Origin of the sequence: Sphingomonas sp. Leaf32, from assembly GCF_001421765.1 — a bacterium.
In the GTDB taxonomy this organism is placed as follows: domain Bacteria; phylum Pseudomonadota; class Alphaproteobacteria; order Sphingomonadales; family Sphingomonadaceae; genus Sphingomonas.
In genome coordinates this window covers 14855-37984 of the sequence record NZ_LMLA01000012.1, presented here as the reverse complement: position 1 = coordinate 37984, position 23130 = coordinate 14855, and the positions used below count along the sequence as shown (strand labels likewise).

Genomic DNA, 23130 nt, shown 5'->3' with positions numbered 1-23130 from the left:
TGGAAAGTTCCTCCGGTTGGGGTGGGTTTGGTGACGGCAAGCAAGTTTTCGATTTACGGCGCGCACGGCGTCGCGCTGCTCGCGAGCACGATGCTCTCGGGCACGGCGGCATCGGCTCAGACGCGGCCGGCCGCCGCTGCTCCGGCAGTCCAGCCCGCCGCGCAGGTGCCGGCAGCGCCCGTCGCGCCGACCCGTATCATCCGCTCGCTGCGGGTCGAGGGGGCGCAGCGCATCGAGCCGGACACGGTGCTGTCCTATACGAAGCTGCGCGTCGGCATCCCCTACACCGCCGAAACGCTCGATCAGGCGATCAAGGACCTGTACGCGTCCGACCTGCTCGCCAATGTCGAGATCGAGGGCGCGGAGACCAGCGACATCATCGTCCGGGTCCGCGAGAACCCGATCATCAACCGCGTGGTGCTGGAGGGCAACAAGCGGCTGAAGGACGACAAGATCACCAAGGAGATCAAGCTCGCCCCGCGGCAGATCTTCACCCGCACCGCCGTCCGCGCCGACGTCGCGCGCATCGTCGAGCTGTACCGCCGCCAGGGCCGGTTCGCGGCGAACGTCGAACCGAAGATGGTCATGCTCGACCAGAACCGCGTCGACGTGATCTTCGAAATCCAGGAAGGCCCGAAGTCCAAGGTCCGCCAGATCAACATCCTCGGCAACGAGGTGTTCAAGGACAGCGAACTGCGTGGCGAGATGTACACCAAGGAGTCGCGTCCCTGGCGGATCTTCAGCTCGGCCACGAGCTACGATCAGGACCGTCTGGCGGCCGACCAGCAGAAGCTGCGCCAATTCTACCTGACGAACGGCTATGCCGATTTCCGCGTCATCTCGGCGATCGCGGAACTGACGCCGGACAAGGAAGACTTCATCATCACCTACGTGGTGGAAGAGGGTAAGCGGTACAAGTTCGGCGACGTGGCGGTCGAAAGCGCGATCCGCGACTTCGACAATGCGGCGCTGACCAAGACGCTGCCGATGAAGAAGGGCGAGTGGTACAATGCCAAGCAGGTCGAGGATTCGGTCGACCAGCTGAGCGAATATGCCGGCCTGTTCGGCTATGCGTTCACCGACGTCCGCCCCGAATTCCAGCCCGATCGTGAAAAGCTGACGATGGGCATCACCTTCTTCCTGGCGGAAGCGAACCGGACCTATGTCGAAAAGATCGACATCACCGGCAACACGCAGACGCAGGACCGCGTGATCCGCCGCGAATTCCGCGTGGCCGAAGGGGATGCGTTCAACGCGTTCCTCATCAAGCGGTCGCAGGATCGCATCAACTCGCTCGGCTATTTCCAGGAAAAGTTCGAGATCGAGCGCAAGGAAGGATCGTCGCCGGACCGCATCGTCCTGGCCGCGAACGTCGAGGAAAAGTCGACCGGCGAACTGACGCTGTCGGCCGGTTTCTCCAGCCTCGAACGCTTCATCATCCAGGCGTCGATCCGCCAGCGCAACTTCCGGGGCAAGGGGCAGGACCTGCAGGCGTCGGTCAATTATTCGACCTACCAGAAGTCGGTCGAGCTGGGCTTCACCGAACCGTATCTGTTCGACAAGAACGTGGCATTGGGCGGGACGATCTTCCGTCGCGATTTCAACTCGTTCAACTTCCTCGGTACCGGTCGCAACTCGCTCTATTCGCAGGTGTCGACCGGCGGGCAGATCGTCGCGAGCGTGCCGCTGACCGAGTTCTGGACGCTGTCGGGCCGCTATCAGCTGAGCCAGGACAATGTCGGGCTGGATGAGAACACGTATTTCACCAACGGCGTCTGCGACCCAATCAAGGCCGGACGCTATCTGTGCGATTCGATCGGCAACCGTCTGTCAAGCATCGTCGGCGCAAACCTGATCTTCGACAACCTTAACAACCGGCTGCGTCCGTCGCGTGGCCAGCGGCTGGTGACCGGCGTCGATTTCGCCGGCTTGGGCGGCGACGTGCGCTATGCCCGCGTGCGCGGCGATTTCGACAAATACTGGAATGTGGGCGGCTTCGTCCTGTCGGCCGGCGTCGAGGGTGGTTACATCCACGCGCTGCAGAAGAGCTCCGGCAATGGAATCGATCCGGTCCGCATCGTCGATCGTTTCTATCTGGGCGAGCCGCAGTTCCGCGGCTTCGACATCCGCGGCGTCGGCCCGCGCATCCAGCGGCAGCAATATAGCGGTTCGGTCGCCGGCAGCGATCAGGCGCTGGTTACCGCGCGCGATCAGGTGCTGAACGATCCGCTGGGCGGCAAGGCCTATTATCTCGGTAAGCTCGAGCTTGAGCCGCCATTGGGATCGGGCATCGCCGAACTGGGCCTGCGTCCGTCGATCTTCATCCAGGCCGGTGCGTTGTTCGGCGTCACTCGTCCGCTGCCGACGGTGCAGTTCCAGCAGGCGAAGAACGCCGATGGCACGTTGCAGTTCAACAAGGACGGGTCGCCGTCACTGTTGCCGTTCACGACCAATACGACGGTCAACGGCCAGCAGGTCTACAACAACCAGTTCACCGACGCCTCCGGCGCATCCGCGTTCCGCCAGACGACGTGTTCGGTCGGGTATTCGGCGACCATCGGCGGCACCTGTGCCGGTGGCGAAACCAACACCATCGCCACGTCGACGACCCAGCCGTTCCTCGAACAGTTCCTAGGCGACTCCGCGCGCCCGCGCCTGTCGATCGGTATCGGCGTCAATTGGAATTCGCCGTTCGGGCCGCTGCGCATCGACCTTGCCAAGGCATTGCTGAGCCAGCCGGGCGACGACAAGAAACTCATCACTTTCAACGTAGGAACCCAATTCTGATGCGTAGCTTCACCAAGGCGGCTGTCGCCGCATTCGTCTTCGCGCTCCCGACCGCTCCGGCGTTCGCCCAGGCCCTGCCCGACGCGAAGATCGCCGTCGTCGATTCGGAGCGGATCTTCCGCGACTGCACCGCGTGCAAGGCAGCGACCGCCCAGCTCCAGACCCAGCGCACCCAGCTCCAGTCGCTCGCCACCTCGCTCGGCCAGCCGCTGCAGACCGAGGCGCAGTCGCTGCAGACCGCCGTCACCGCCGCCAAGGGCAACCCGGACGCGGCGCTCCAGACCCGCATCCGCACCTTCGAACAGCGTCAGCAGCAGGCGCAGGCGCAGATCGGCCAGCAGGAACAGCAGGTCCAGCGCAACATCGCCTATGTGCGTGAGCAGATCGGCACGAAGCTCGGTCCCATCATCACCCAGGTCGCGCAGCAGCGTGGCGCGACGCTGGCCGTCGACAAGGGCAGCAGCTTCTACAACGCGCCCGCGACCGAAATCACCGATGCGGTGCTGACCGCGCTCAACGCGCAGCTGCCCAGCGTCAGCGTGACCGCCCCGGCACAGGCCGCGCCCGCTCCCGCCGCTGCTGGCGCGCGTCCGGCCCCGGCAGGCCGCTAAGAGGTGGAGGGGGAAGCGACCTCGATCGGACCGCTCGACATCACGCGCGTGATGGCGGCGATCCCGCATCGCTATCCCATGTTGCTGGTCGACCGTGTCGCGGAGTTGATCCCCGACCGGTCGATCACCGCGATCAAGGCGGTGACGATCAACGAAGGCTTTTTCCAGGGGCATTTCCCCGGGCGTCCGATCATGCCGGGCGTGCTGATCGTCGAGGCGCTGGCGCAGGCTGCCGGCATCCTCGCGGTCGAGAGCCTCGGCCTCGCCGGGTCGGGCAAGCTGGTCTATTTCATGTCGATCGACGGCGTGAAGTTCCGCAAGCCGGTCGAACCGGGCGTCCTGCTGACGCTGGAGGCGGAGTTCGTGCAGAAGCGCGCGCGCGTCTGCAAATTCGCGGGCAAGGCCCGGATCGACGGCGAACTGGCGGCGGAATGCGAATTCACCGCGATGATCGCCGACCCGCCAAAGGCGTAGGCCGGCAGCGATCATTGCTATTCCGGGCGCGTCCGTGTACGGGCGCGCCTTCCCTTTTCCAAGGCTGGTCGGAACCAGCCGCTTGTGGAGACGACCGATGAAGAAAGACACGCACCCCGATTACCACACCATCAAGGTCCAGATGACCGATGGCACGGTGTTCGAAACCCGTTCGACCTGGGGCAAGGAAGGCGATCTGATGACGCTGGACATCGATCCGCTGGCGCACCCGGCATGGACCGGCGGTCGTGGCCAGATGCTGGATTCAGGTGGTCAGGTTGCGCGCTTCAACAAGCGTTTCGGCGGTCTCACGCTCGGCAAGAAGTAAGTCGCGCGCGGCGGGCACGCCGCGACGACCTTCGCAAAAAGGGCCGCGGTGGCGTTTACTACCGCGGCCCTTCTTGTTGGGGTCGTGTCTGCATGCAGGTTATTCCCGCGTGGGCGGGAATCCATAGCCGCTGACGTTTCCGTTAGAGCATAATGACTTCAGACATACCCGGTCGTCCTGAGTAGCCACTGAGCTTGTCGAAGGGGCGTATCGAAGGACTGCCACAGGTGCTTCGATAAGGATCGGGTCGGATCGTCCCCCGGGATGATCCTGAACCATGCGGGGCATGGTTCACCTGATCCTCCTCGACTTCGCTCAGCCCCTACTCAGCACGAACGGGTAGGTTTCAGGTCAGCAGAGCCGAGCGCCGCAGCGCTGGCGTCTGCGGACTCCCGCCTTCGCGGGAGTGACGAGATTCAATCGGCGGTCCGCTTCGCCGCGTTCTACCGCGCGCGCTTGTCCAGCGTCGCGCCCGCCACCCGCACCGTCGCCCGCTCCGCGATGTCGGTCGCCGAATGCGCCAGCAGCAGCTGATATTCACCGCCCGCGATGTTCCAGCCGCGCGTCTTGCTGTCGAACGTCGCCAGCAGGCGCGGATCGACGGTCAGCGTCATCGTCCGGCTTTCGCCTGGTGCCAGATCGACCTTGGTGAAGCCGCCCAGCCGCTTGGGCGCTTCCCAGCCGGCACCCGCGACATAGAGCTGGGCCAGTCCCTTGCCGCGCAGCTTGCCGCTGTTGGTGATGGTGAAGGTCGCGGCCACGCCCTTGCCCTGCGGCGTGGCGGCCAGGTTGCTCAGCGTGAAGCTGGTATAGGACAGGCCATGGCCGAACGGGAACAGCGGCTTGGCGCCGGTCTTGTCGAACCATTTGTAGCCGACGGCCGCCCCTTCGATGTCGTAATTGCCCATCGGGTGCGAATCACGGTCGAGCTTCGGATCGCCCTCGATCACCGGACGCGGCAGTTGGGCGAGGGTAGCGGGGAAGGTCGCGGGCAGGTGGCCCGACGGGTTGACCTCACCGGTCAGGACGCGGGCGATGGCTTCGCCGCCGGACGTGCCCGAATACCATGCCTCCAGCACCGCGCCGACCTTGCCCAGCCACGGCATCAGCACCGGGCCACCGGTTTCGAGGACGACGACCGTCCGCCTGTTCACGCGGGCGACCGCGTCGATCAGTGCGTCCTGATTGTCGGGCAGGTTCAGGTTCGGCGCGTCGATCGATTCGCCGGTCCATTGTTCGCCGAAGACGATGACGACATCGGCCTTGCGCGCGGCGGCGGCAGCGGCCTTCACGTCCTTGCCGTCGAGATAGGTGACGGTCGCGCGGGTGCGGGCCTGCAACGCCTTCATCGGCGAGGAGGGGTGGTAGAGCTTCGGGCCGGGAAAGCCGCCGGGGAACTCGTCCGGCACCGCGAGGCCGTTGACCGGGCCGCCATGGGGATAGACCTGGCTCGACCCGCCGCCCGACAGCACGCCGACATCGGCATGGGCGCCGATCACGAGGATCGACCGGGCGGTGCCGGTGAGCGGCAGGAGGCCGGGCGTGTTCTTCAGCAGGACGATGCCTTCTTCCGCATCGGCGCGGGTAACGGCGGCGTGGGCAGCATAGTCGATCGTCGTCGCGCGGTCGCCCGCCACCGGCTTGTCGAACAGGCCGTTGTCGAACATCGCCCACAGGACGCGGCGCGCCATGTCGGTCGCGCGCGCTTCGGGAACATAGCCGTTGTTGACCGCTTCGCGCAGGGCGTCGGCGAAATAGGGCGAGCGATCGAACGCCCAGCCCGATTGCTGGTCGAGTCCGGCATTGGCCGCCTGCGTCGTCGAATGGGTGGCGCCCCAGTCGGACATGACGAAGCCCTTATAGCCCCAGTCCTGCTTCAGCGTCCTGTTGAGCAGCCAGTCATTCTCGCACGCATAGAAGCCGTTGACGCGGTTGTACGCGCACATGACCGAGCCGGGATCGCCGATCTCGAGCGCGAATTCGAAGGCAAGCAGGTCGGACTGGCGGGCGGCCTGTTCACCGATGCGGTGGTCGATGTTGAAGCGGTTCGTTTCCTGCCCGTTGAAGGCATAGTGCTTCATGGTCGAGACGACGTTCTGCGACTGGATGCCCTTGATCTCGCGCCCGGTGATGATGCCGGCGAGCAGCGGGTCTTCGCCGCCATATTCGAAGTTCCGCCCGTTACGTGGTTCGCGCATCAGGTTCATGCCGCCGGCCAGCTGCACGTTGAAGCCCGACAGATACGCCTCGTTCCCGATCATCGCGCCGCCGGCTTCGGCCAGGTCGGGGTTCCATGTGGCGGCGGTGGCGATGCCCGACGGCAGCGAGGTGCGCAGGCGCGGGGTGGGCGTGCGCTGGCTGGCGACACCGACGCCGGCATCGGTCTGCCACTGGTTCGGGATGCCGAGGCGCGGGATGCCGGGAACGATCCCGGCGGAATCGGGCAGGCCGTCCTTGGGCATCTGCCAGTTCTTGATCGGGCTGCGCTGCCAATCCGCCTTCGTCGAGAAATAGCCGAACGTCAGCTGCAGTTTTTCGTCGAGCGTCATTTCCTTCAGCAGCAGCTCGGTACGCGCGGCCGCGTCGAGCGCGGTGTTCATCCACGGACGCTGCGCCGGACCATCGGTCGGCGCGGACGCGGCCTTCGGCGCATTGTTGGTCGTCTGGGCCAGCGCCGGGGAGGCGAGCACGCTGCCGGCAAGCAATGATCCACCCAGAAGGCGCAACAGGGCAGTGCGGGGAAAAGCGGACATCGGTGGCTTTCTGCTGAAGGAAGGTCGGGCGGGACGAACCACAAGACTTGAGTGAACGTTCACAATGCTGCGGTTCCAACCGTTTGTCGATACCGGCATCGATGTCCTCCTCTTGTCGGCATATCGCCGTCCCGTCATCGGTCGGCGACGCTGATAGCGTTGTCAGGCAAGCCGGCGCAACCGGCCATAATGCGGTTGGACGATCCTTGCGATACGGCAGGTGCGTCGCATAGTCTCGCTCCGCGAAACGCAATTGCTGCGCCGGATCTGGATGATACAGCGTCCCGGAACTGTCATTTTCTGCGTCCAGGACCTGCCCCATGTCTTCGCTTCTGACCCGTCGCGGCTTTGTCGGCGCGACTGCCCTGTTGGCGGGCGCCCCTGCCATCCTGCGCGCGCAGCAGCTCTTCGCGAGCTATCCGTTCCGGCTGGGCGTCGCGTCGGGCGATCCGTCGAGCGACGGGTTCGTGCTGTGGACCCGGCTGGCGCCCGATCCGCTGGCCGAACATGGCGGGATGCCGATGGCGGCGATGCCGGTGGAATGGGTGGTCGCCAGCGACGCGGCGATGCGCAACGTCGTCGCGAAGGGGGAGGCGATCGCCCGCCCCGAACTGGGCCATGCGGTGCATGTCGAGGTCGCGGGACTGCAACCCGCGCGCCCCTATTGGTATCGGTTCCAGATCGGGCGCGAGCGATCGCAGCGGGGGCGGGCGCGCACGCTGCCGGTGGCCGGCGCGCCGGTCGATCGGGTGCGCTTCGCCGTGATCGGATGCCAGAATTACGAAGCCGGGCTGTTCACCGCCTATCGCCACATGGCGCTGGAAGAGGTCGATTTCGCCTTTCACTATGGCGATTACATCTATGAGGGCCGCACCACGCCGGGCAGCATCGGTCATGACGGCCTGCCGCGCCGGGTGATCCGCGAGCATCTGGGCCAGGACTTGTACGACCTTGCCGATTTTCGCCGACGCTATGCCCAATACAAGCTGGACCCCGATCTGCAGGCGGCACACGCGGCGACCGCATGGTTCCCGACGTTCGACGATCACGAGGTCGAGGATAACTGGGTCGGCCTGACCGACAAGCGCGATACGCCGCCGGAAATCTTCGCCCTGCGCCGGGCGGCGGCGTTTCAGGCATGGTACGAGCATGTTCCGGTGCGGCGCAGCGGGTTCCCGACCGGCGACGGTATCCGGGCCTATCGCCGGGCGACGATCGGCAACCTCGTCGACCTGCACCTGCTCGACACGCGCAGCTATCGCAGCGATCAGCCATGCGACGACGATTTCAAGCCGATCTGCGCCGGGGTGCGCGACCCGCAGGCACAGGTGCTGGGCGGCGCGCAGGAGCAATGGCTCGACCGGAACCTGGCCCAGCGCGCCGCGCGGTGGAACGCCATCGCGCAACAGGTGATGGTGATGCCGCTCGACCGGCGGGACGCGGACGGCGACGTGCCGATCCGCAACATGGACAGCTGGGCCGCCTATGACGCCCCGCGCGAACGATTCCTGCGACAGTTGAAGGGGCATAATGCGGTCGTCCTGACCGGGGACGAGCACCAGACCTTTGCCGGGGAACTGCGCACCGATGGCGGGACGGGCGACAAGGTGGCGGTCGAGCTGGTCACCACGTCGATCTCGTCGGGCGGGGACGGGGCCGATGTCCGCGCGGGCAACGAGCGGCTGATGGCCAACAACCCGTATCTGAAATTCACCGGCGACCGGCGCGGCTACGCGGTGTGCGACGTGACGCGCGACCGCTGGGTGACGCAGGCGCGGGCGGTGCGCAGCGTGTCGACGCCCGATGCGCCGGTGTCGACGCTGGCGACCTTCACCATCTCGGCCGGCGATCCTACGTTGACGATCGCCTGATCGTCAGCCGCCCGCCGGCCGGTCCGCGTCGAACAGGGCATAGCGGTCGCGCCATGCCGCAACCTCGGTCGCCAGCGACGCAGGAGGCGGGGTGTCGGACAGGACGTGGCGGGCGACGTCGGCGGATGGATGCAGCAGCATCTTTTCCTCCCCGTCGCTGAACCAGACCGGCACCAGTCGATCGCACAGCCGGTCGAGGATCGCGGCGGCCATGCCGCTGCGGATCGCATCACTGCCCGGCAGCATCCGGACGTTGACCGACACCGCCTCAAGGCAATTCTGTGGACGGTCGACGAAGTTCAACGAGATCAGCAGGCCCGACCGGTCCGGTCGCGCCGCATCGGGCAGGTCGGTGCGGCGACGCCAGACGCAGAACCATGTCCGGCAGATGTGCGGGCGCACGGCATGGATGGTACAGCCGTCCTGCCCCAGGTGGCGGCACGCCACGCCCGCCGGCTTGGCAAAATCCGGCGAGTTGACGGTCAGGTGGGTGCAGCAGGCGGTGCAATCGCCACAGTCGCGTGTCGGCACCACCGGCCCGATCAGCATCGTTTCCACATCGGGATAGGTCGGCGCGCGGTTCATGGGGCGGCTATACCGCCAGCGACCGCCTCGACCAAATCATCGGCGCGTGCTGGTCTGGCGGGCGGTGTTTCGGGTATGGCCGGTGCCGGTCGCTGGAAGGAAGACGCCCGTGAAGTTGCTGCTTGTCGAGGATGACCGCGCGTTCGCCGCATCGATGCGTGCCGAACTGGAAACGCTGTCGCACGACGTCACGATCGCCAGCACAGGGCCGGAGGCGCTGGCGGTGGTCGCGGCGAACGACTTCGACGCGGTGGTGCTGGATTCGATGATCCCGCTGCTCGATGGTCCGACCGTGGTGCAGCGGTTGCGGGAACGCGGTCATCGCCTGCCGGTCCTGATGCTGACCGCGCTCGGCCATGCCAGCGACAAGGTCGGCGGGCTGGAGGCGGGGGCGGACGATTATGTGGTGAAGCCCGCACCGGCGATCGAGATCGATGCCAGACTGCGAGCGCTGATCCGCGCGCGCGGCTGGCGCGACGATACGGTAGAGACGCTGCGCACCGCCGACATCACGCTGCAACCCGGCCAGCATCGCGCATGGCGCGGCGAACGGCCGCTCCTGTTGTCCAATCTGGAATTCAAGCTGCTGGCCGAACTGGTGCGTCATGCCGGTGGGTTCGTGACACGGGCGATGCTGGTCGAGCGCGTCTGGGGCTATGATTTCGAACCCACGACGAACATCGTCGACGTACAGGTCCGCGCGCTGCGGCGGAAGCTGACCGCCGAGGGCGAGGATGATCCGATCCTGACGAAGCGCGGCATCGGTTACAGCCTGCGCGCCTGACATGCTGCGGCTGCGCACGCTCACCGCGATATTCCTGACGGCGTTCGCGGTCGTGACGGCAGTCACCGGCTATGCGACCTTTCATGCGTCGCGCACGGCGATCGTGTCGCTGGTCGACCAGCGGATCGATGCGGTGGCCGATGCGCTGCTGGAGGATGTCGCGCCGGGCGACACCGACGCCATCCTGCGCCGGATCGCCGCCTTTTCCAGCCGGCGCGACAGCGGCGACATCGGGTTCGAGCTGGAGGACGCGGCCGGGCGTCGGCTGGGCGGGAATGTCGCGCTGCGGCGGCGGCTCCCGCCCGGCTTCTCCGACGTGACCCGGCAGGACGGCATTGCGGGGTTGAGCGCAGGGCGGGCCGAGATGCGGGTGCTGAGGCGGGGACTGGCGCTCATCACCGTTGCGGAAACCGAACCGATCGACGGCTATGACGCGATCCGCGTTCGCAACTATGTGATCGGTTTCGGCCTGATCGCGGCGGTCGTACTGGCGGGGACCGCGACGTTCGGGCTGGTCGTGCGACGCCGGATCGATGCGACGCGGGCCACCGCGCTCGCGATCATCGACGGCGACCTGTCGCGCCGTGTGCCGGTGACGCCCGATGGCGGGGTGTTCGCCGCGCAGGCGGAGACGATCAACCGGATGCTCGACCGGATCGCCACGCTGGTCGACGATCTGCGCCACGTCGCCAACGATGTCGCGCACGATTTGCGCACGCCGCTCGCCCGGTTGCGCAGCAGGCTGGCGGTGGCGGTCCAGCGCGCGCCTTCGGAAGAACTGGAGGTCGCTATCGAGCAGTGCGACGAATTGCTGGCGATCTTCGCGGCGATCCTGCGCATCGCCGAGATCGATACCGGCGACCGGCGCAGCGCATTCGGCCCGGTGGCATTGGACGCATTGGTGGCCGAGGTCGTGGAAACGCTGTCGGGCGTCGCGGAAGAGGACGGACGGCGGCTGGTGGCCGGGTCGCTCCCCGCCATGACCGTGCCGGGCGACCAGCAGTTGCTGAGCCAGGCGCTGTTCAACCTGGTCGAAAACGCGCTGCACCACACCCCGGCGGGAACGACGGTCACGGTGTCGCTGTCCGCAACCGCCGAGGCGGTCCGGCTCTGCGTTGCCGACACCGGTCCGGGCATCGCCGCCGCCGACATGGCGGTGGCCCGGCGACGCTTCGGGCGGCTGGAGGCCAGCCGGCATCGTCCGGGCCATGGTCTGGGCCTGCCGATCGTCGATGCGATCGCGCGCCTCCACGGCGGCAGGCTGGTGCTGGAGGATGCGCGGCCGGGGCTGGCGGCCGCGCTGTTCCTGCCGATCAGAAGTTGATGAGCCCCTCCACGCCGAAGGTGCGCGGCGCGTTGAAGTTGCCATAATCGCCCAGCACGTTGTTGATGCTGCCCGACGTGACGTTGGTCGTCGGCGCGCCCGGCAGGCTGTTCGACGGATCGCGGCGATAGACATATTGTTCGTCGAACAGGTTGCGACCCCATAGCGCGACGGTCAGCTTCCGATGCCCTTCGCCCAGCGCGATGTCGGCCAGCGCGACCCGGCCGTTGACGATGAACGATGCGTCGTTCTTCGTCGCGAACTGGTCGAACGCCTGCGTCGGCTGCGCATAGTTGCCGTCGAGGTGGAAGCGCAGCTTGTTGCCGGTGTCGAGCGGCAGGGCATAGTCGATCGACCCGCTGGCCGCGTTGCGGGGCGTGAAGACGATGTAGAAGTTCTGATAGGCCTGGGTGCTGCTGGTCACCCCGGCGGCGTTGGTTGCGCTGTTGGTGATGAGGACCGGCGGGATGCGGGTATAGGTATAGGCGTAGGAGGCGTTCAGCGTCAGGTTGTCGATCGGCTGGACGGTCAACTCCGCCTCGATCCCGCGGATTTTCGTCGTGCCCGGCGCGTTGATCGTGACGAGGTTGTTGAAATTGCCGCTGGCGGTCGACTGGATCGAACTGATGTCGACCTGGCTGTCCTTGCGATCCATCATATAGGCGGCAAGGTTCAGGCGGGCGCGCTTGTCCCAGAAATCGGACTTCATGCCGACTTCGTACGACTTCACGTCCTCCGGATCGAACGCCTGATAGTTGGACGTGCGCGAGCTGGCGCCGCCTGCGCGATACCCGGTCGCGTATTTGGCATAGACATGGACATTGTCCGCCGCGTCATAGGCGAGGGTGACCATCGGGTTGAAGCGGTTCCACGTCGCATCCAGCGGCGTGTAGCCGTTGCGGGCGGCAGCGGCGGTGTTGGTGTCGTAGTTGACGTTGCGCGAGAAATGCAGCGCGCCGCGCTTGGTATCGTGGGTGTAGCGACCCCCGGCGGTCAGGTGCAGTACGTCGGTCGCGTTCCAGGTCACCTGCCCATAGGCCGCATAGCTTTTCGACCAGACTTCCGACGCGCGGTCGATTGACCGGCAACCGGGCTGCGATCCGGCCGGCGAGGTGGTGCCGCCCACTGGCAGGTTGTTGACGACGGTGAAGCCGGTGGTGACGACCGCGCAGGGATTGACGATGCTGATCCGCCCGGTCGCCGCGTTGTAGAAATTGGAGTTGGGTGTCGCGGCGTCGTCGCTGACATGTTCGTTGAAATAGAACAGGCCGGCCACGTAATCGAACCGGTCGACGGTGCCGACCGCCTGCAGTTCCTGGCTGAACTGGCGCTGGCGCAGGTCGGCCAGCGAATAGCGGCTGAAGAGCTGCCCGTTATACAGCGTGCCGTCGATCACGACGTTGCCGGGGTTGAAGACGGGCACGCGGTGCGCACCGCCCGAATTGTCCCACTGGGTCGCATCGACGCCGCGCCATGCGGTGATCGACCGCAGCTCGATCTCGGGCGACAGCTTGTACTTCAGCAGGTTGGTGAAGCCGTGGGTCTGATCGACGCTCGGCTGCTGCGGTACGCCGATATCGGCGACCTTCATCCGGGTGGAGCCGTTGACGACCACGCCCGGCATCAGCGGCTTCACCGTGCCGGTCAACGCCGTATAGGCGGTGCCGGGCAGGGTGCAGGCGGGGACCGCCGATTGTGCACCGGCGACGCAGCCATTGGGGTTGTAGTTCAGCAGCTGGCTGTAGAAGGGCGAGTTCTTGTCGATGCCGTAGTCGTAGGAGAAATCCTCGGTCAGCCCGTCGACCGGTGCCCAGCGGACAGCGGCACGCGCGCCGCGACGGTCGAAATAGTTGAAGCCGGTCTGGCCCGCGAGCGGGTTCTTCGTGGTTGGCCCCTGATACTGGACGATACCGTCCAGCTTGACGCTGACATTCTCGTAGGCCGGCAGGTCGAGGTGCAGTTCGCCGTTATAGCCGCCAAAGTTGGCGATCCCGGCGCGCACGCGGGCCTCGAATTCGCCCGAAGGGGCGCGGGTGACGATGTTGAGCGCGCCGCCTTCGGTATTGCGGCCGAACAGCGTGCCCTGCGGACCCTTCAGCACCTCGATCCGCTCGACATCGAACAGCGCGGCGTTCAGCCCGTGCTGCCGGCCGAGATAGACGCCGTCGACATAGATGCCGACGCCCTGTTCGCGCGCCGGCTGGTTCGCGTCGAGCGGCACGATGCCGCGGATGCCGACAGTCAGCGCGCTCTGCCGCGCTTCGAACGTCGCGACGCGCAGCGAAGGGACGGCACCGTCGGCCAAGTCGTACAGGCTCTGGACGTGGCGGTCGACCAGCGCGGGGGCGCTCAGCACACTGATCGCCACCGGGGTCTTTTGCAGGTTCGTCTCACGGCGCGTTGCGGTCACCACGATGTCGGGGATCGACGAGGCATCGACGACGGCCGGTGCTTCCGGTGCGGCGGTGGCCGGCGTGGTCACACCCTCTTCCGGTGCAGCGGCCTGCGCGGTGACCGGGACCAGCAACGCGGCAGCACCCATGAGAAGGCGTGCGCGCACACCCGAACGAACGATCATCTGTGTATTCCCCTAACGGCCGATACGGCTCGGAAGGGGGCATTACTGCGATTCGAAGGCTGTCCGGTGACGGTTCGGTGACATGCGAAGACGTCGATATTTCATGTTTGCTTCATCTTCGCATTTCGGAGTCGGGAAGCAAGATCAGGGCTGTAACTGTGAATGCTCCGTAAGATATTGGAGCGTTTCAGACCCGTTCAATTCTCGGATCGCAATCGGTAACCTACACCAAGTTCATTGGCGATGACGCTGCCGACCGGATCGGGTGCTTCCAGTTTCTGGCGCAAATTGCGGATCACGATGCGGAGATATTCGATGCGTGGGTCTTCATCGCCGCCCCAGCAGGACGTCAGCAGCCGCTCATGCGTCACGATCCGCCCGATATGGCGGGCGAGCAGCGCCAGCACGTCATGTTCCTTGCGCGTCAGGTGGACGTCGGTCCCGGCACGCAGCACCGTTCGCCGGTCGAGGTCGATGCGCAGGTCGCCGCGCTCGATCACCTGCGGCGCGGGATCGTTCGCGCGACGGTGGCGCAGCGCGACCCGGAGCCTCGCCAGCAATTCCTCGGTATCGAACGGCTTGGTCACGAAATCATCGGCGCCGAGGTCGAGCGCCGATACCTTTTCCTCGACCGCATCGCGCGCCGACACGACCAGCATGACGGCATCGCCATGGGCGCGCAGCAGCGGAAGGAGGCTCAAGCCATCGCGGTCGGGCAGGCCGAGGTCGAGCAGGATCGCGTCGGGCCGCTCGACGGCGGCCGCGTGCAGCGCGTCGCGTCCGTTGCAGGCTTCGACGACATCGTAGCCCGCGCGGACCAGCGTGTTGCGCAGCAGGCGGCGGATGGCCGCTTCGTCGTCGACTAACAGTATCTTGGCGGGCATCAATCGGCCCTCCCGGCGGGCAGGTCGCGCAGCAGCAGCGCGGGCGGGAAGATCAGCGAAAAGACCGCGCCCTCGCCATCGGCACGGTTCGCGGCGGTCACGCTCAATCCCATCGCCTCGGCAAAGGCCTTTACGATGGCGAGGCCCAGCCCGGTGCCGCCGACCGACCGGTCGGTTCCCTCCAGCCGGGTGAAAGTCTCGAACACGCGCGTCTCCTGTCCGGGGGGCAGGCCCGGTCCCTGATCGCGGACCGACAGGCTGATCTCGCCATAGCGGTTCCGCCCCTCCACCACGATCGCGGTCCCCGGATCGCCGTACCGCCCGGCATTGTCGAGCAGATTGAGCAGGCAGTGGTGCAGCAGTTGCGGATCGACCCGCACCAGCGGCAGGTCGGGCGGCACGTCCAGCCGGACATCATGTCCCGTCAGCGCACCGCGCGCGTCATGGGCGGCACCCGCCACCGCGTCGCTCAGATCGGTCGCCTCGACCTTCAGCCGGATCGCCCCGGCCTCGACCCGCGCCATGTCGAGCAGATTGGATACGAACCGGTTGAGCCGCGCCGATTCCGACCGGATGGTGCCGACCAGTTCGGGGGTGACGCCGTGCGCCAGCTGATCGGCGGCGACCATCACGGCGGTCAGCGGGGTGCGCAGGTCGTGACTGACCGACGACAGCAGCGCGGCACGCAGCCTGTCGCGGGTGCGCACCGCGTCGATGTCGCGCATTTCCGCCTGCAATCGCAGCCGTTCGAGGACCAGCGCGGACTGGTCGGCCAGGCTGGAGAGGAGCGGCAACTGGTCGGGGCGCACGGGTATCCCGCCGGCTTCGTTCGCGACCGCCAGCACGCCGACCACCCGCTCCCCGGCTTTCAGCGGATGGAACAGCCATTCCGACGCGGTAAGCGTGCCCGATCCCTTGCCCGCCGGCGTGCCGGTATCATAGGCCCAGTTGGCGGCGGCATGGTCCATCGTGTCGAGCCGATACGCCGGATCGGTCGCGGCGAGGATGGCGATGTCGTTCCCGCCGCCCGGTGCCAGCAACAGCACCTGCACGCCCAGCAGCCGGCGGACATCGTCGCAGATCATCTGCGCGGCGGTGTCGAGGTCGTTCACCCCGGCGATCTGGCGCAGGAAGCCGGCAAGCGTGGCGTTGGTCCGCGCGCTGGCGGCGGCAAGGTCGGCCTGCGCCCGCACCCGCGACGTGAGCTGGCTGGTCGCCACGGCAACGCCGAACAGCACGACGACCGACACGACATTTTCCGGATTGCTGATGCTGAGCGTGCCGACCGGCGGCAGGAAGAAGAAGTTGTAGGCAAGGCTGGAGGCGAGGCCGGCGAACAGGCCGGTGCGAAGCCCGTGCAGGCTGGCCGCGACCATCACCGGCAGCAGGTACAGCATCCCGATATTGCCGAGTTCGAGGATGTGGAACAGCGCGCTGGCGATCGCAGTGATGCCGGCGATCATCGCCGTGGTCACCGCATAGCCGCCGGCCGTACCCCAGGGCTGCGGCGCACGCCGGCGCGCGGGGTCGCGGGGCGCTTCGTCGGCGACGGGCAGGACATGGACCGTCACCCCCGGCGTGTCGCGCACCAGCCGGTCGACGACCGATCCATGGCGCAGTTCGAACCAGCGCGAGCGGCGCGACTTGCCCAGCACCAACTGCGTCGCGCGGGCATCGGTCAGGAAACCGCGTATCCCCTCGACCACATTCGGCGCGGGTACGGTCGCGACCGCCGCGCCGAGCTGCGTCGCGAGCGTCATCGTCGCGGCGACGCGCGCGTGTTGCGCCGGGGTGAAGGCGGCGGTGCGCGGCGTTTCGACGAACAGGGCGGTCCATGGCCCGTGCAGGCCGTCGGCGACCCGCTTGGCCGCGCGGACCAGATTGTCGGCGCCGGGCAGTTCGTTGATCGCGACGACGATCCGGTCGCTCCCCGCCCAGGTGCCGCCCAGCCCCAATGCGCGCACATCCTCGAGCATCCGTGCGTCGACCGCCTGCGCCGCTCGGCGCAACGCCAGTTCGCGCAGCGCCGACAGGTTGGATTTGGAAAAGAAATGGTCGAGCGCCCGCGTCGCTTCCTGCGGCAGATAGACCTTGCCCGCCTTCAGCCGGTCGATCAATTCGTCGGGCGGGATGTCGACCACCTCGATCTCGGCCGCTTCGAGGATGCTGTCGGGCACGGTTTCGCGCACGCGGACGCGGGTGAAGCTGGCAACGACGTCGTTGAGACTCTCGACATGCTGGATGTTGAGCGTCGAATAGACCGAGATGCCCGCCGCCAGCAGTTCCTCGACATCTTGATAGCGTTTGGGATGGCGGCTGCCCGGCGCATTGGTGTGCGCGAGTTCGTCGACGAGGACGAGGCGCGGCGCGCGGGCGAGGATGGCGTCGATGTCCATCTCGCCCAGCGTGCGGCCCTCATAGGCGATATCGCGCCGGGCGACGATCTCATGGCCTCGCGTCAGCGCCTCGGTTTCGACCCGGCCGTGCGTCTCGACGACGCCGGCCACTACGTCGACGCCGTCGCGTTTGCGTGCCGCCCCTTCGGACAGCATCTCATAGGTCTTGCCGACCCCCGGTGCCGCGCCGAGGAAAATCTTCAGCCGCCCGCGCCCTTCCTGCGCGGCGGTGCGCAGCAGGGCGTCGGGGTCGGGACGATGCGGGTCGGCTGCCGGCATCAGCGCGGGGCGGGGGCCAGCCGGTCCAGTGCCCGGTTGAGGGCAAGGACGTTGACGCGCGGATCGCCGAGGATCGCGCCTTCGGTGCCTTGCGCAACCAGCCGGCGGACCGCATCGACGCCGATGCCGCGCACCCGCGCGATCCGCGGTGCCTGTGCCAGCGCGGCGGCGGGCGACAGGTCGGGGTCCAGCCCCGATCCGCTGGTGGTGATAAGGTCGGCGGGCAGGGGGCCGTTCACGCCTTCCCCGCGCTGCTTCGCCACGTCGGCGGTTACCCGCTCCATCAGCGCCTTCGACGTCGGGCCGAGGTTGGAGCCGGACGAGGCGAGGCCGTCATAGCCCTTGCCTGCAGCCGAGGGGCGCGTCTGGAAATAGCGGTCGGTGGTGAATGCCTGTCCGACGACGCTCGATCCGATGACGCGCCCGGCGGTGTCGCGGATCAGGCTGCCGTTCGCCTGTGCCGGGAACAGCGCCTGTCCGATCCCGGTCATCGCCAGCGGATAGCCAAGGCCGAGCAGCGCGGCGAACAGCAGCGTCATCACGATGGCCGGCCGCAGCGCGGAGGAGAAATCCCTGTTCATCTCAGTGTCCATTTCAGTCTTCCTTATGCCAGGCCGAGGCCGCTGACGACGATGTCGATGATCTTGATCCCGAAAAACGGCGCGACCAGCCCGCCCAGGCCGTAAACGGCCAGATTGCGCGACAGCAGCGGCCCCGCCGCCATCGGCCGGTACGCCACGCCCTTCAGCGCCAGCGGCACCAGCAACGGAATGATGATCGCGTTGAAGATGATCGCCGACAGAATCGCCGATTGCGGCGATGCCAGCCCCATCACGTTCAGCACGCCCAGCGTCGGATAGAGCGCGACGAACATCGCCGGGATGATCGCGAAATACTTCGCGACGTCGTTGGCGACCGAGAAGGTCGTCAGCGCCCCGCGCGTCATCAGCAACTGCTTGCCCAGCCCCACGACCTCGATCAGTTTGGTCGGATCGCTGTCGAGGTCGACCATGTTGCCCGCTTCGCGCGCGGCCTGCGTACCGGTGTTCATCGCCACGCCTACGTCCGCCTGGGCAAGGGCAGGGGCATCGTTGGTCCCGTCGCCGCACATGGCGACCAGCTTGCCGCCGGCCTGTTCCTTGCGGATCAGCGCCAGCTTGTCCTCCGGCGTCGCCTGCGCGAGGAAATCGTCGACCCCGGCCTCGGCCGCGATCGCGGCGGCGGTCAGCGGGTTGTCGCCGGTAATCATCACCGTGCGGATGCCCATCGCCCTGAGTTCGCCGAAGCGTTCGCGGATGCCGGCCTTCACCACATCCTTCAGGAAGATCGCGCCCAGCAGCCGCCCGTCCATCGCCACGGCGAGCGGCGTGCCGCCGGCCCGGGCGATTTCGTCGGTGATCCGGCGCAGTTCGGTCGCGGCGGCGGTCTCCCCCGAACCGGGATTGGCCCGCAGGATCGAATCGACCGCGCCCTTCTGGATCAGTGCACCGCCGATCTGGACACCGGAAATGCGCGTCTGCGCGGTGAAGGCGATGACCTCCGCGCCGACGGGCAGTTCCGTGGTACCGACCCGGAACCGGTCGCGGGCGAGGATCACGATCGACCGACCCTCGGGCGTTTCGTCGGCAAGGCTGGCGAGCAGCGCCGCCTCGGCCAGTTCGGCTTCGCTGGTGCCGCCGACAGCGCGGAACTCCGAAGCCTGACGGTCGCCGATGGTGATCGTGCCGGTCTTGTCGAGCAACAGCACGTCGACATCGCCCGCCGCCTCCACCGCGCGGCCCGACTTGGCCAGCACGTTGAATCGGACCAGTCGGTCCATGCCCGCGATGCCGATCGCCGACAGCAGCGCGGCGATGGTCGTCGGGATCAGCGTGATGAGCAGCGCTGCAAGGATCGCCACCGGAATATTGCCGCCGGCATAGCTGGCGAAGCCCGGAATGGTCGCGACCGCGATCAGGAAGATGATGGTGAGGCCCACCAGCAGCAGCGTCAGCGCGATCTCGTTCGGGGTCTTCTGCCGCTCGGCCCCTTCGACCAGCGCGATCATGCGGTCGAGAAAGCCCTTGCCCGGCTCGACGGTCACCCGGACGCGGATCTCGTCGGAGATGACGCGGGTGCCGGCGGTCACGGCGGAACGGTCGCCGCCCGCCTCGCGGATCACCGGCGCACTTTCGCCGGTGATCGCCGCTTCGTTGACCGATGCGACGCCTGCCACGACTTCGCCATCGGACGGGATCAGGTCGTTGGTTTCGACCAGCACGACATCGTCGATGGTCAGCGCGCTGGCGGCCACATTCTCATATTCGCGGCCGTCGCCGCGCAGCCGCTTGGCGGTCAGTTCCGCCTTGGTCGCGCGCAGCGACGCCGCCTGCGCCTTGCCGCGCCCTTCGGCCAGCGCCTCGGCAAAGGTGCCGAACAGCACGGTCAGCCACAGCCACACTACCAGCTGCAGCTTGAACCCGCCGGTCAGGCCGTCATTGCCGACGACCAGCAGGACGGTGAGCAGCGCCGCAACGGTGGCCGTCACGAACATCACCGGGTTGCGTACCAGTTCGGCCGGGTGGAGCTTCGCGAACGACGCCTTGATCGCTGGCACGATCAGGTCGGCCGTGAACAGGCTCTTTGCTTGGGATTTCGCCACGATGGCTCCCCTTAGAAGGATTGGCCGCGGATCATCGCGAGATGATCGGCGATGGGACCGAGCGCGAGGCTCGGCAGGAAGGTCAGGCCGCCCAGCACCAGGATGATGCCGACCAGCAGCCCCACCCACAGCCCGCCGGTCGTCGGGAACGATCCCGCGCTTTCCGGCGTGACTTTCTTGGCCGCCAGGCTGCCGGCGATCGCCAGCATCGGCACGATCACGAAGAACCGGCCCAGCCACATCGCGACGCCCAGCATCCCGTTATACCAGGGGGTGTTGGCGGTGAGGCCCGCGAAAGCCGACCCGTTGTTCGCGACCGCGCTGGTAAAGGCGTAGAGGATTTCGCTGAACCCGTGCGGCCCCTTGTTCAGCGGTCCGGCCAGTCCCTGTTCCAGCACCGACGACAGCGCGGTGAGGCCGAGGATGGCGAGCGGCAGGACGGCGATGGCCAGCACCGCCAGCTTCACCTCGCGCGCCTCGATCTTCTTGCCGACATATTCGGGCGTGCGGCCGACCATCAGCCCCGCGACGAACACCGCGAGGATCGCGAACAGGAGGAAGCCGTAGATGCCGGCCCCCACGCCGCCGATCACGACCTCGCCCAACTGCATGTTGAACAGCGGTATCAGCCCGCCCAGCGCGGTGAAGCTGTCATGCATTGCGTTGACCGCGCCGCACGATGCCGCCGTCGTCACGACGGAGAAGAGCGCGGAGGCGGCGATGCCGAAGCGGACTTCCTTGCCCTCCATATTGCCGCCCGCGACGCCCAGCTGGTGCAGCATCGGGTTGCCGGCCGCTTCCTGCCAGTAGGTGACGGTCGTACCGGCGAGGAACAGCACCACCATCGCGGCGAGAATCGCCCAGCCCTGACGCGGGTTGCCGACCGCCTTGCCGAAGGTCCAGGTCAGCCCGACGCCGATGACGAAGATCGACAGCATCTGGATCAGGTTGGTCAGCGCGGTCGGGTTTTCGAACGGGTGCGCCGAATTGGCGTTGAAGAAGCCGCCACCGTTGGTGCCGAGCATCTTGATCGCTTCCTGGCTGGCGACCGGCCCTAGCAGGATCGACTGGCGCGCGCCCTCCAGCGTTTGGACATCGACGGCCCCGGCCAGCGTCTGCGGAACGCCGCTCGCGATGTAGAAGACGGTCAGCGCGACGCAGAGCGGGAGCAGCAGATACAGCGTGATCCGGGTCATGTCGGCCCAGAAGTTGCCGATCGCCTTCGCCTCCCGCCGCGCAAAGCCGCGGAACAGCGCGAACGCCAGCGCGATGCCGGTCGACGCAGACAGGAAATTGTGGATGGTCAGCCCCAGCATCTGGCTGAGGTTCGACATGGTGCTCTCGCCACCATAGCTCTGCCAGTTGGTGTTGGCGGCGAAGCTGATCGCGGTATTGAACGACAGATGCTCGCCGACCGCCGCCAACCCCTGCGGGTTCCCCGGCAGCACCGCCTGCAACCGCAGCACGGCATAGGTGAAGAACATCAGCACCGCGTTGAACACGAGCATGTGCACCGCATAGCGCCGCCACCCCTGTTCCTGCATTGGGTCGATGCCGGACAGGCGGTAGAAGCCGCGCTCGACGGGGCCGAGCAGGCGGTGCAGCGGCGTGCGGCGCCCGTCGTAGAGTGCGTGCAGCCAAAGGCCCATCGGCTTGGCGAGCGCCAGCAGGATGCCGACAAAGCCAAGGATCAGGAGCCAGCCCTGAATGGTCATGGAACCGCTCCCTTCAGAAGCGTTCGGGGCGGATGATCACCGCCACCAGATAGATGAGCAGCCCGAGCGCGGTGATCGCGGCGAGCCAGAGGTCGAGGGTCATCGCCGCCCCCTCACGCGTTGTCGCACAGGCGGACATAGGCGAGCGTCAGCGCGACCAGTCCCACCATGATGGCGATCCACAGAATATCCTGCATGGTTGTCGCTCCCGGTTCAGAAGGCTGCGGTCAGCGCGACGACGACCGTCCCGCCGGCGATGTTGCCCGTGCCGTCCTGCTCCCGGCTGAAGCTGGGGCGGAGATAGGCGGCGTCGCGATCGGAGATGTCGGTATCGACATAGCTGACGTTCAGCGTGAGATTGCGGTAGGTGGCGTCCGCCCCGACCGACCAGTCCCAGTAGCTGCCGGTCGGCGATACGGCAGTGGCGTTCGGACCCAGCCCGTCCTGTCCCCAGCTATGGCCGATATGCGCCTTGGCGGTGATCGGGCTGCCGGTGACGGGCAGGGCGGCGTCGCCCCACAAATAGAGATTGTCGTCCTTCGCGCCCGGCCGGGTATAGACGCCGCTGGCCGCATCGGCGCCGGTCGCATACCATTTCCCGATCGCCTCCTGCTTCGGCGCATAGGCGGCACCGGCGGTCAGCGTCGCGGGGCCGGCGGTGCCGGTCAGCTTGGCATAGGGTTCGGCGAAGTCGGTCTTGTCCGCGCCGCCGGGATAGACGTACCAAGTCAGCCCGACGTCCAGCGTGGCATCGGGGGCGATCGCGGTCTTGTAGCCGGCGATCAGGTCCAGCTCCATGTTCGCACCGCCGAACGTGCCCCATCCGGCCAGGTTCGACGCCCAGGTGCCGATATAGGCGCCGCTGTCATGGGCGATGGTGATGCCGCCCTGTACCGCCATTTCCTGATCCGACTGCGACACGCCCCGGAAGCGGTAATCGGAGGCGATGGCGGCCGATCCGCTGACGGTGACGCTGGGCGCAGGCGCGGCGGGATCGGGCGCGGCCTGAGCATAGGCGGTGGCGGGAAATGCCGCCAGCACGACGGCGATGGCAGCGGGACGGAACGTCATGGATATTACCCCTATGTCGAGGCGTCCGTCACACGACGACGCCCTACGG

The 23130-nt window shown here is 67.0% G+C and carries 17 protein-coding genes; 7 read left to right on the top strand and 10 right to left on the bottom strand.

The features are described 5' to 3' along the window. Positions 1–30: 30 nt before the first annotated feature. From bamA to rpmE, 4 genes are all read left to right on the top strand, one after another. Complete coding sequence (bamA, locus tag ASE83_RS15945) at positions 31–2787, top strand: outer membrane protein assembly factor BamA (RefSeq protein ID WP_055793016.1); 2757 nt, start codon at positions 31–33, stop codon at positions 2785–2787. Beyond that, on the top strand, positions 2787–3398 hold the full coding sequence (locus ASE83_RS15940; protein ID WP_055792583.1) for an OmpH family outer membrane protein: 612 nt from the start codon (positions 2787–2789) through the stop codon (positions 3396–3398). The genes bamA and ASE83_RS15940 overlap by 1 nt, the downstream gene beginning before the upstream one ends. 3 nt (positions 3399–3401) lie before the next feature. Next, the gene (gene fabZ, locus ASE83_RS15935; RefSeq protein WP_066689860.1) at positions 3402–3872 is read left to right on the top strand and encodes a 3-hydroxyacyl-ACP dehydratase FabZ; all 471 of its coding nucleotides are present in this window, start codon (positions 3402–3404) and stop codon (positions 3870–3872) included. 97 nt (positions 3873–3969) lie between these two features. Beyond that, on the top strand, positions 3970–4200 hold the full coding sequence (rpmE, locus tag ASE83_RS15930; RefSeq protein ID WP_055792580.1) for a 50S ribosomal protein L31: 231 nt from the start codon (positions 3970–3972) through the stop codon (positions 4198–4200). A gap of 443 nt (positions 4201–4643) precedes the next feature. Here the strand turns inward: rpmE and ASE83_RS15925 are convergent, their stop codons facing one another. Then, a complete protein-coding gene (locus ASE83_RS15925) occupies positions 4644–6890 on the bottom strand; it encodes a beta-glucosidase family protein (RefSeq protein ID WP_235515997.1) in 2247 nt (748 codons plus the stop codon). A 383-nt stretch (positions 6891–7273) separates the two neighbouring features. Here ASE83_RS15925 and ASE83_RS15920 point away from each other — a divergent pair, with 383 nt between their 5' ends. Next, positions 7274–8824 carry an alkaline phosphatase D family protein gene (locus tag ASE83_RS15920; protein ID WP_055792573.1) on the top strand — a complete coding sequence of 517 codons (1551 nt, stop codon included), beginning with the start codon at positions 7274–7276 and terminating at the stop codon, positions 8822–8824. Between the two features lie 3 nt (positions 8825–8827). On the opposite strand, the gene ASE83_RS15915 is transcribed toward ASE83_RS15920, so the two are convergent. Continuing rightward, complete coding sequence (locus ASE83_RS15915) at positions 8828–9409, bottom strand: YkgJ family cysteine cluster protein (RefSeq protein ID WP_055792571.1); 582 nt, start codon at positions 9407–9409, stop codon at positions 8828–8830. 109 nt (positions 9410–9518) lie between these two features. Between ASE83_RS15915 and ASE83_RS15910 the strand changes: the two genes are divergently transcribed. Continuing rightward, the gene (locus tag ASE83_RS15910; protein ID WP_055792566.1) at positions 9519–10193 is read left to right on the top strand and encodes a response regulator transcription factor; all 675 of its coding nucleotides are present in this window, start codon (positions 9519–9521) and stop codon (positions 10191–10193) included. 1 nt (position 10194) lies between these two features. Beyond that, on the top strand, positions 10195–11517 hold the full coding sequence (locus ASE83_RS15905; protein WP_055792563.1) for a sensor histidine kinase: 1323 nt from the start codon (positions 10195–10197) through the stop codon (positions 11515–11517). Here ASE83_RS15905 and ASE83_RS15900 read toward each other — a convergent pair. From ASE83_RS15900 to ASE83_RS15865, 8 genes are all read right to left on the bottom strand, one after another. Beyond that, on the bottom strand, positions 11507–14095 hold the full coding sequence (locus tag ASE83_RS15900) for a TonB-dependent receptor (protein WP_055792558.1): 2589 nt from the start codon (positions 14093–14095) through the stop codon (positions 11507–11509). The genes ASE83_RS15905 and ASE83_RS15900 overlap by 11 nt on opposite strands. Positions 14096–14292: 197 nt before the next feature. Further along, the gene (locus ASE83_RS15895) at positions 14293–14979 is read right to left on the bottom strand and encodes a response regulator transcription factor (RefSeq protein ID WP_055792554.1); all 687 of its coding nucleotides are present in this window, start codon (positions 14977–14979) and stop codon (positions 14293–14295) included. Continuing rightward, positions 14979–17654, bottom strand: a complete 2676-nt coding sequence (locus ASE83_RS15890; RefSeq protein WP_055792552.1) for a sensor histidine kinase — start codon at positions 17652–17654, stop codon at positions 14979–14981. Before ASE83_RS15890 ends, ASE83_RS15895 begins: the two co-directional genes overlap by 1 nt. Next, complete coding sequence (kdpC, locus tag ASE83_RS15885) at positions 17654–18235, bottom strand: potassium-transporting ATPase subunit KdpC (protein ID WP_055792549.1); 582 nt, start codon at positions 18233–18235, stop codon at positions 17654–17656. The genes ASE83_RS15890 and kdpC overlap by 1 nt, the downstream gene beginning before the upstream one ends. 23 nt (positions 18236–18258) lie before the next feature. Further along, positions 18259–20295, bottom strand: coding sequence for a potassium-transporting ATPase subunit KdpB (gene kdpB, locus ASE83_RS15880; RefSeq protein WP_055792546.1), 2037 nt, complete (start codon positions 20293–20295; stop codon positions 18259–18261). 11 nt (positions 20296–20306) lie between these two features. Then, positions 20307–22010 (bottom strand): potassium-transporting ATPase subunit KdpA, encoded by a 1704-nt coding sequence (kdpA, locus tag ASE83_RS15875; protein ID WP_055792543.1) that lies wholly within the window; start codon positions 22008–22010, stop codon positions 20307–20309. A gap of 13 nt (positions 22011–22023) precedes the next feature. Then, positions 22024–22113 (bottom strand): K(+)-transporting ATPase subunit F, encoded by a 90-nt coding sequence (gene kdpF / locus ASE83_RS15870; RefSeq protein WP_055792540.1) that lies wholly within the window; start codon positions 22111–22113, stop codon positions 22024–22026. A 110-nt stretch (positions 22114–22223) separates the two neighbouring features. Next, positions 22224–23081 carry a TorF family putative porin gene (locus ASE83_RS15865; RefSeq protein WP_055792536.1) on the bottom strand — a complete coding sequence of 286 codons (858 nt, stop codon included), beginning with the start codon at positions 23079–23081 and terminating at the stop codon, positions 22224–22226. Between the last annotated feature and the right edge of the window lie 49 nt (positions 23082–23130).

Excerpts from the sequence above, each read along its gene's own strand:
- rpmE (WP_055792580.1), top strand. The coding sequence starts at position 3,970 with ATGAAGAAAGACACGCACCCCGATTACCACACCATCAAGGTCCAGATG.
- kdpF (WP_055792540.1), bottom strand. The coding sequence starts at position 22,113 with ATGACCCTCGACCTCTGGCTCGCCGCGATCACCGCGCTCGGGCTGCTC.
- ASE83_RS15865 (WP_055792536.1), bottom strand. The coding sequence starts at position 23,081 with ATGACGTTCCGTCCCGCTGCCATCGCCGTCGTGCTGGCGGCATTTCCC.
- ASE83_RS15940 (WP_055792583.1), top strand. The coding sequence starts at position 2,787 with ATGCGTAGCTTCACCAAGGCGGCTGTCGCCGCATTCGTCTTCGCGCTC.
- ASE83_RS15905 (WP_055792563.1), top strand. The coding sequence starts at position 10,195 with ATGCTGCGGCTGCGCACGCTCACCGCGATATTCCTGACGGCGTTCGCG.
- ASE83_RS15900 (WP_055792558.1), bottom strand. The coding sequence starts at position 14,095 with ATGATCGTTCGTTCGGGTGTGCGCGCACGCCTTCTCATGGGTGCTGCC.
- ASE83_RS15895 (WP_055792554.1), bottom strand. The coding sequence starts at position 14,979 with ATGCCCGCCAAGATACTGTTAGTCGACGACGAAGCGGCCATCCGCCGC.
- ASE83_RS15920 (WP_055792573.1), top strand. The coding sequence starts at position 7,274 with ATGTCTTCGCTTCTGACCCGTCGCGGCTTTGTCGGCGCGACTGCCCTG.
- kdpC (WP_055792549.1), bottom strand. The coding sequence starts at position 18,235 with ATGAACAGGGATTTCTCCTCCGCGCTGCGGCCGGCCATCGTGATGACG.
- kdpA (WP_055792543.1), bottom strand. The coding sequence starts at position 22,010 with ATGACCATTCAGGGCTGGCTCCTGATCCTTGGCTTTGTCGGCATCCTG.
- ASE83_RS15890 (WP_055792552.1), bottom strand. The coding sequence starts at position 17,654 with ATGCCGGCAGCCGACCCGCATCGTCCCGACCCCGACGCCCTGCTGCGC.
- ASE83_RS15915 (WP_055792571.1), bottom strand. The coding sequence starts at position 9,409 with ATGAACCGCGCGCCGACCTATCCCGATGTGGAAACGATGCTGATCGGG.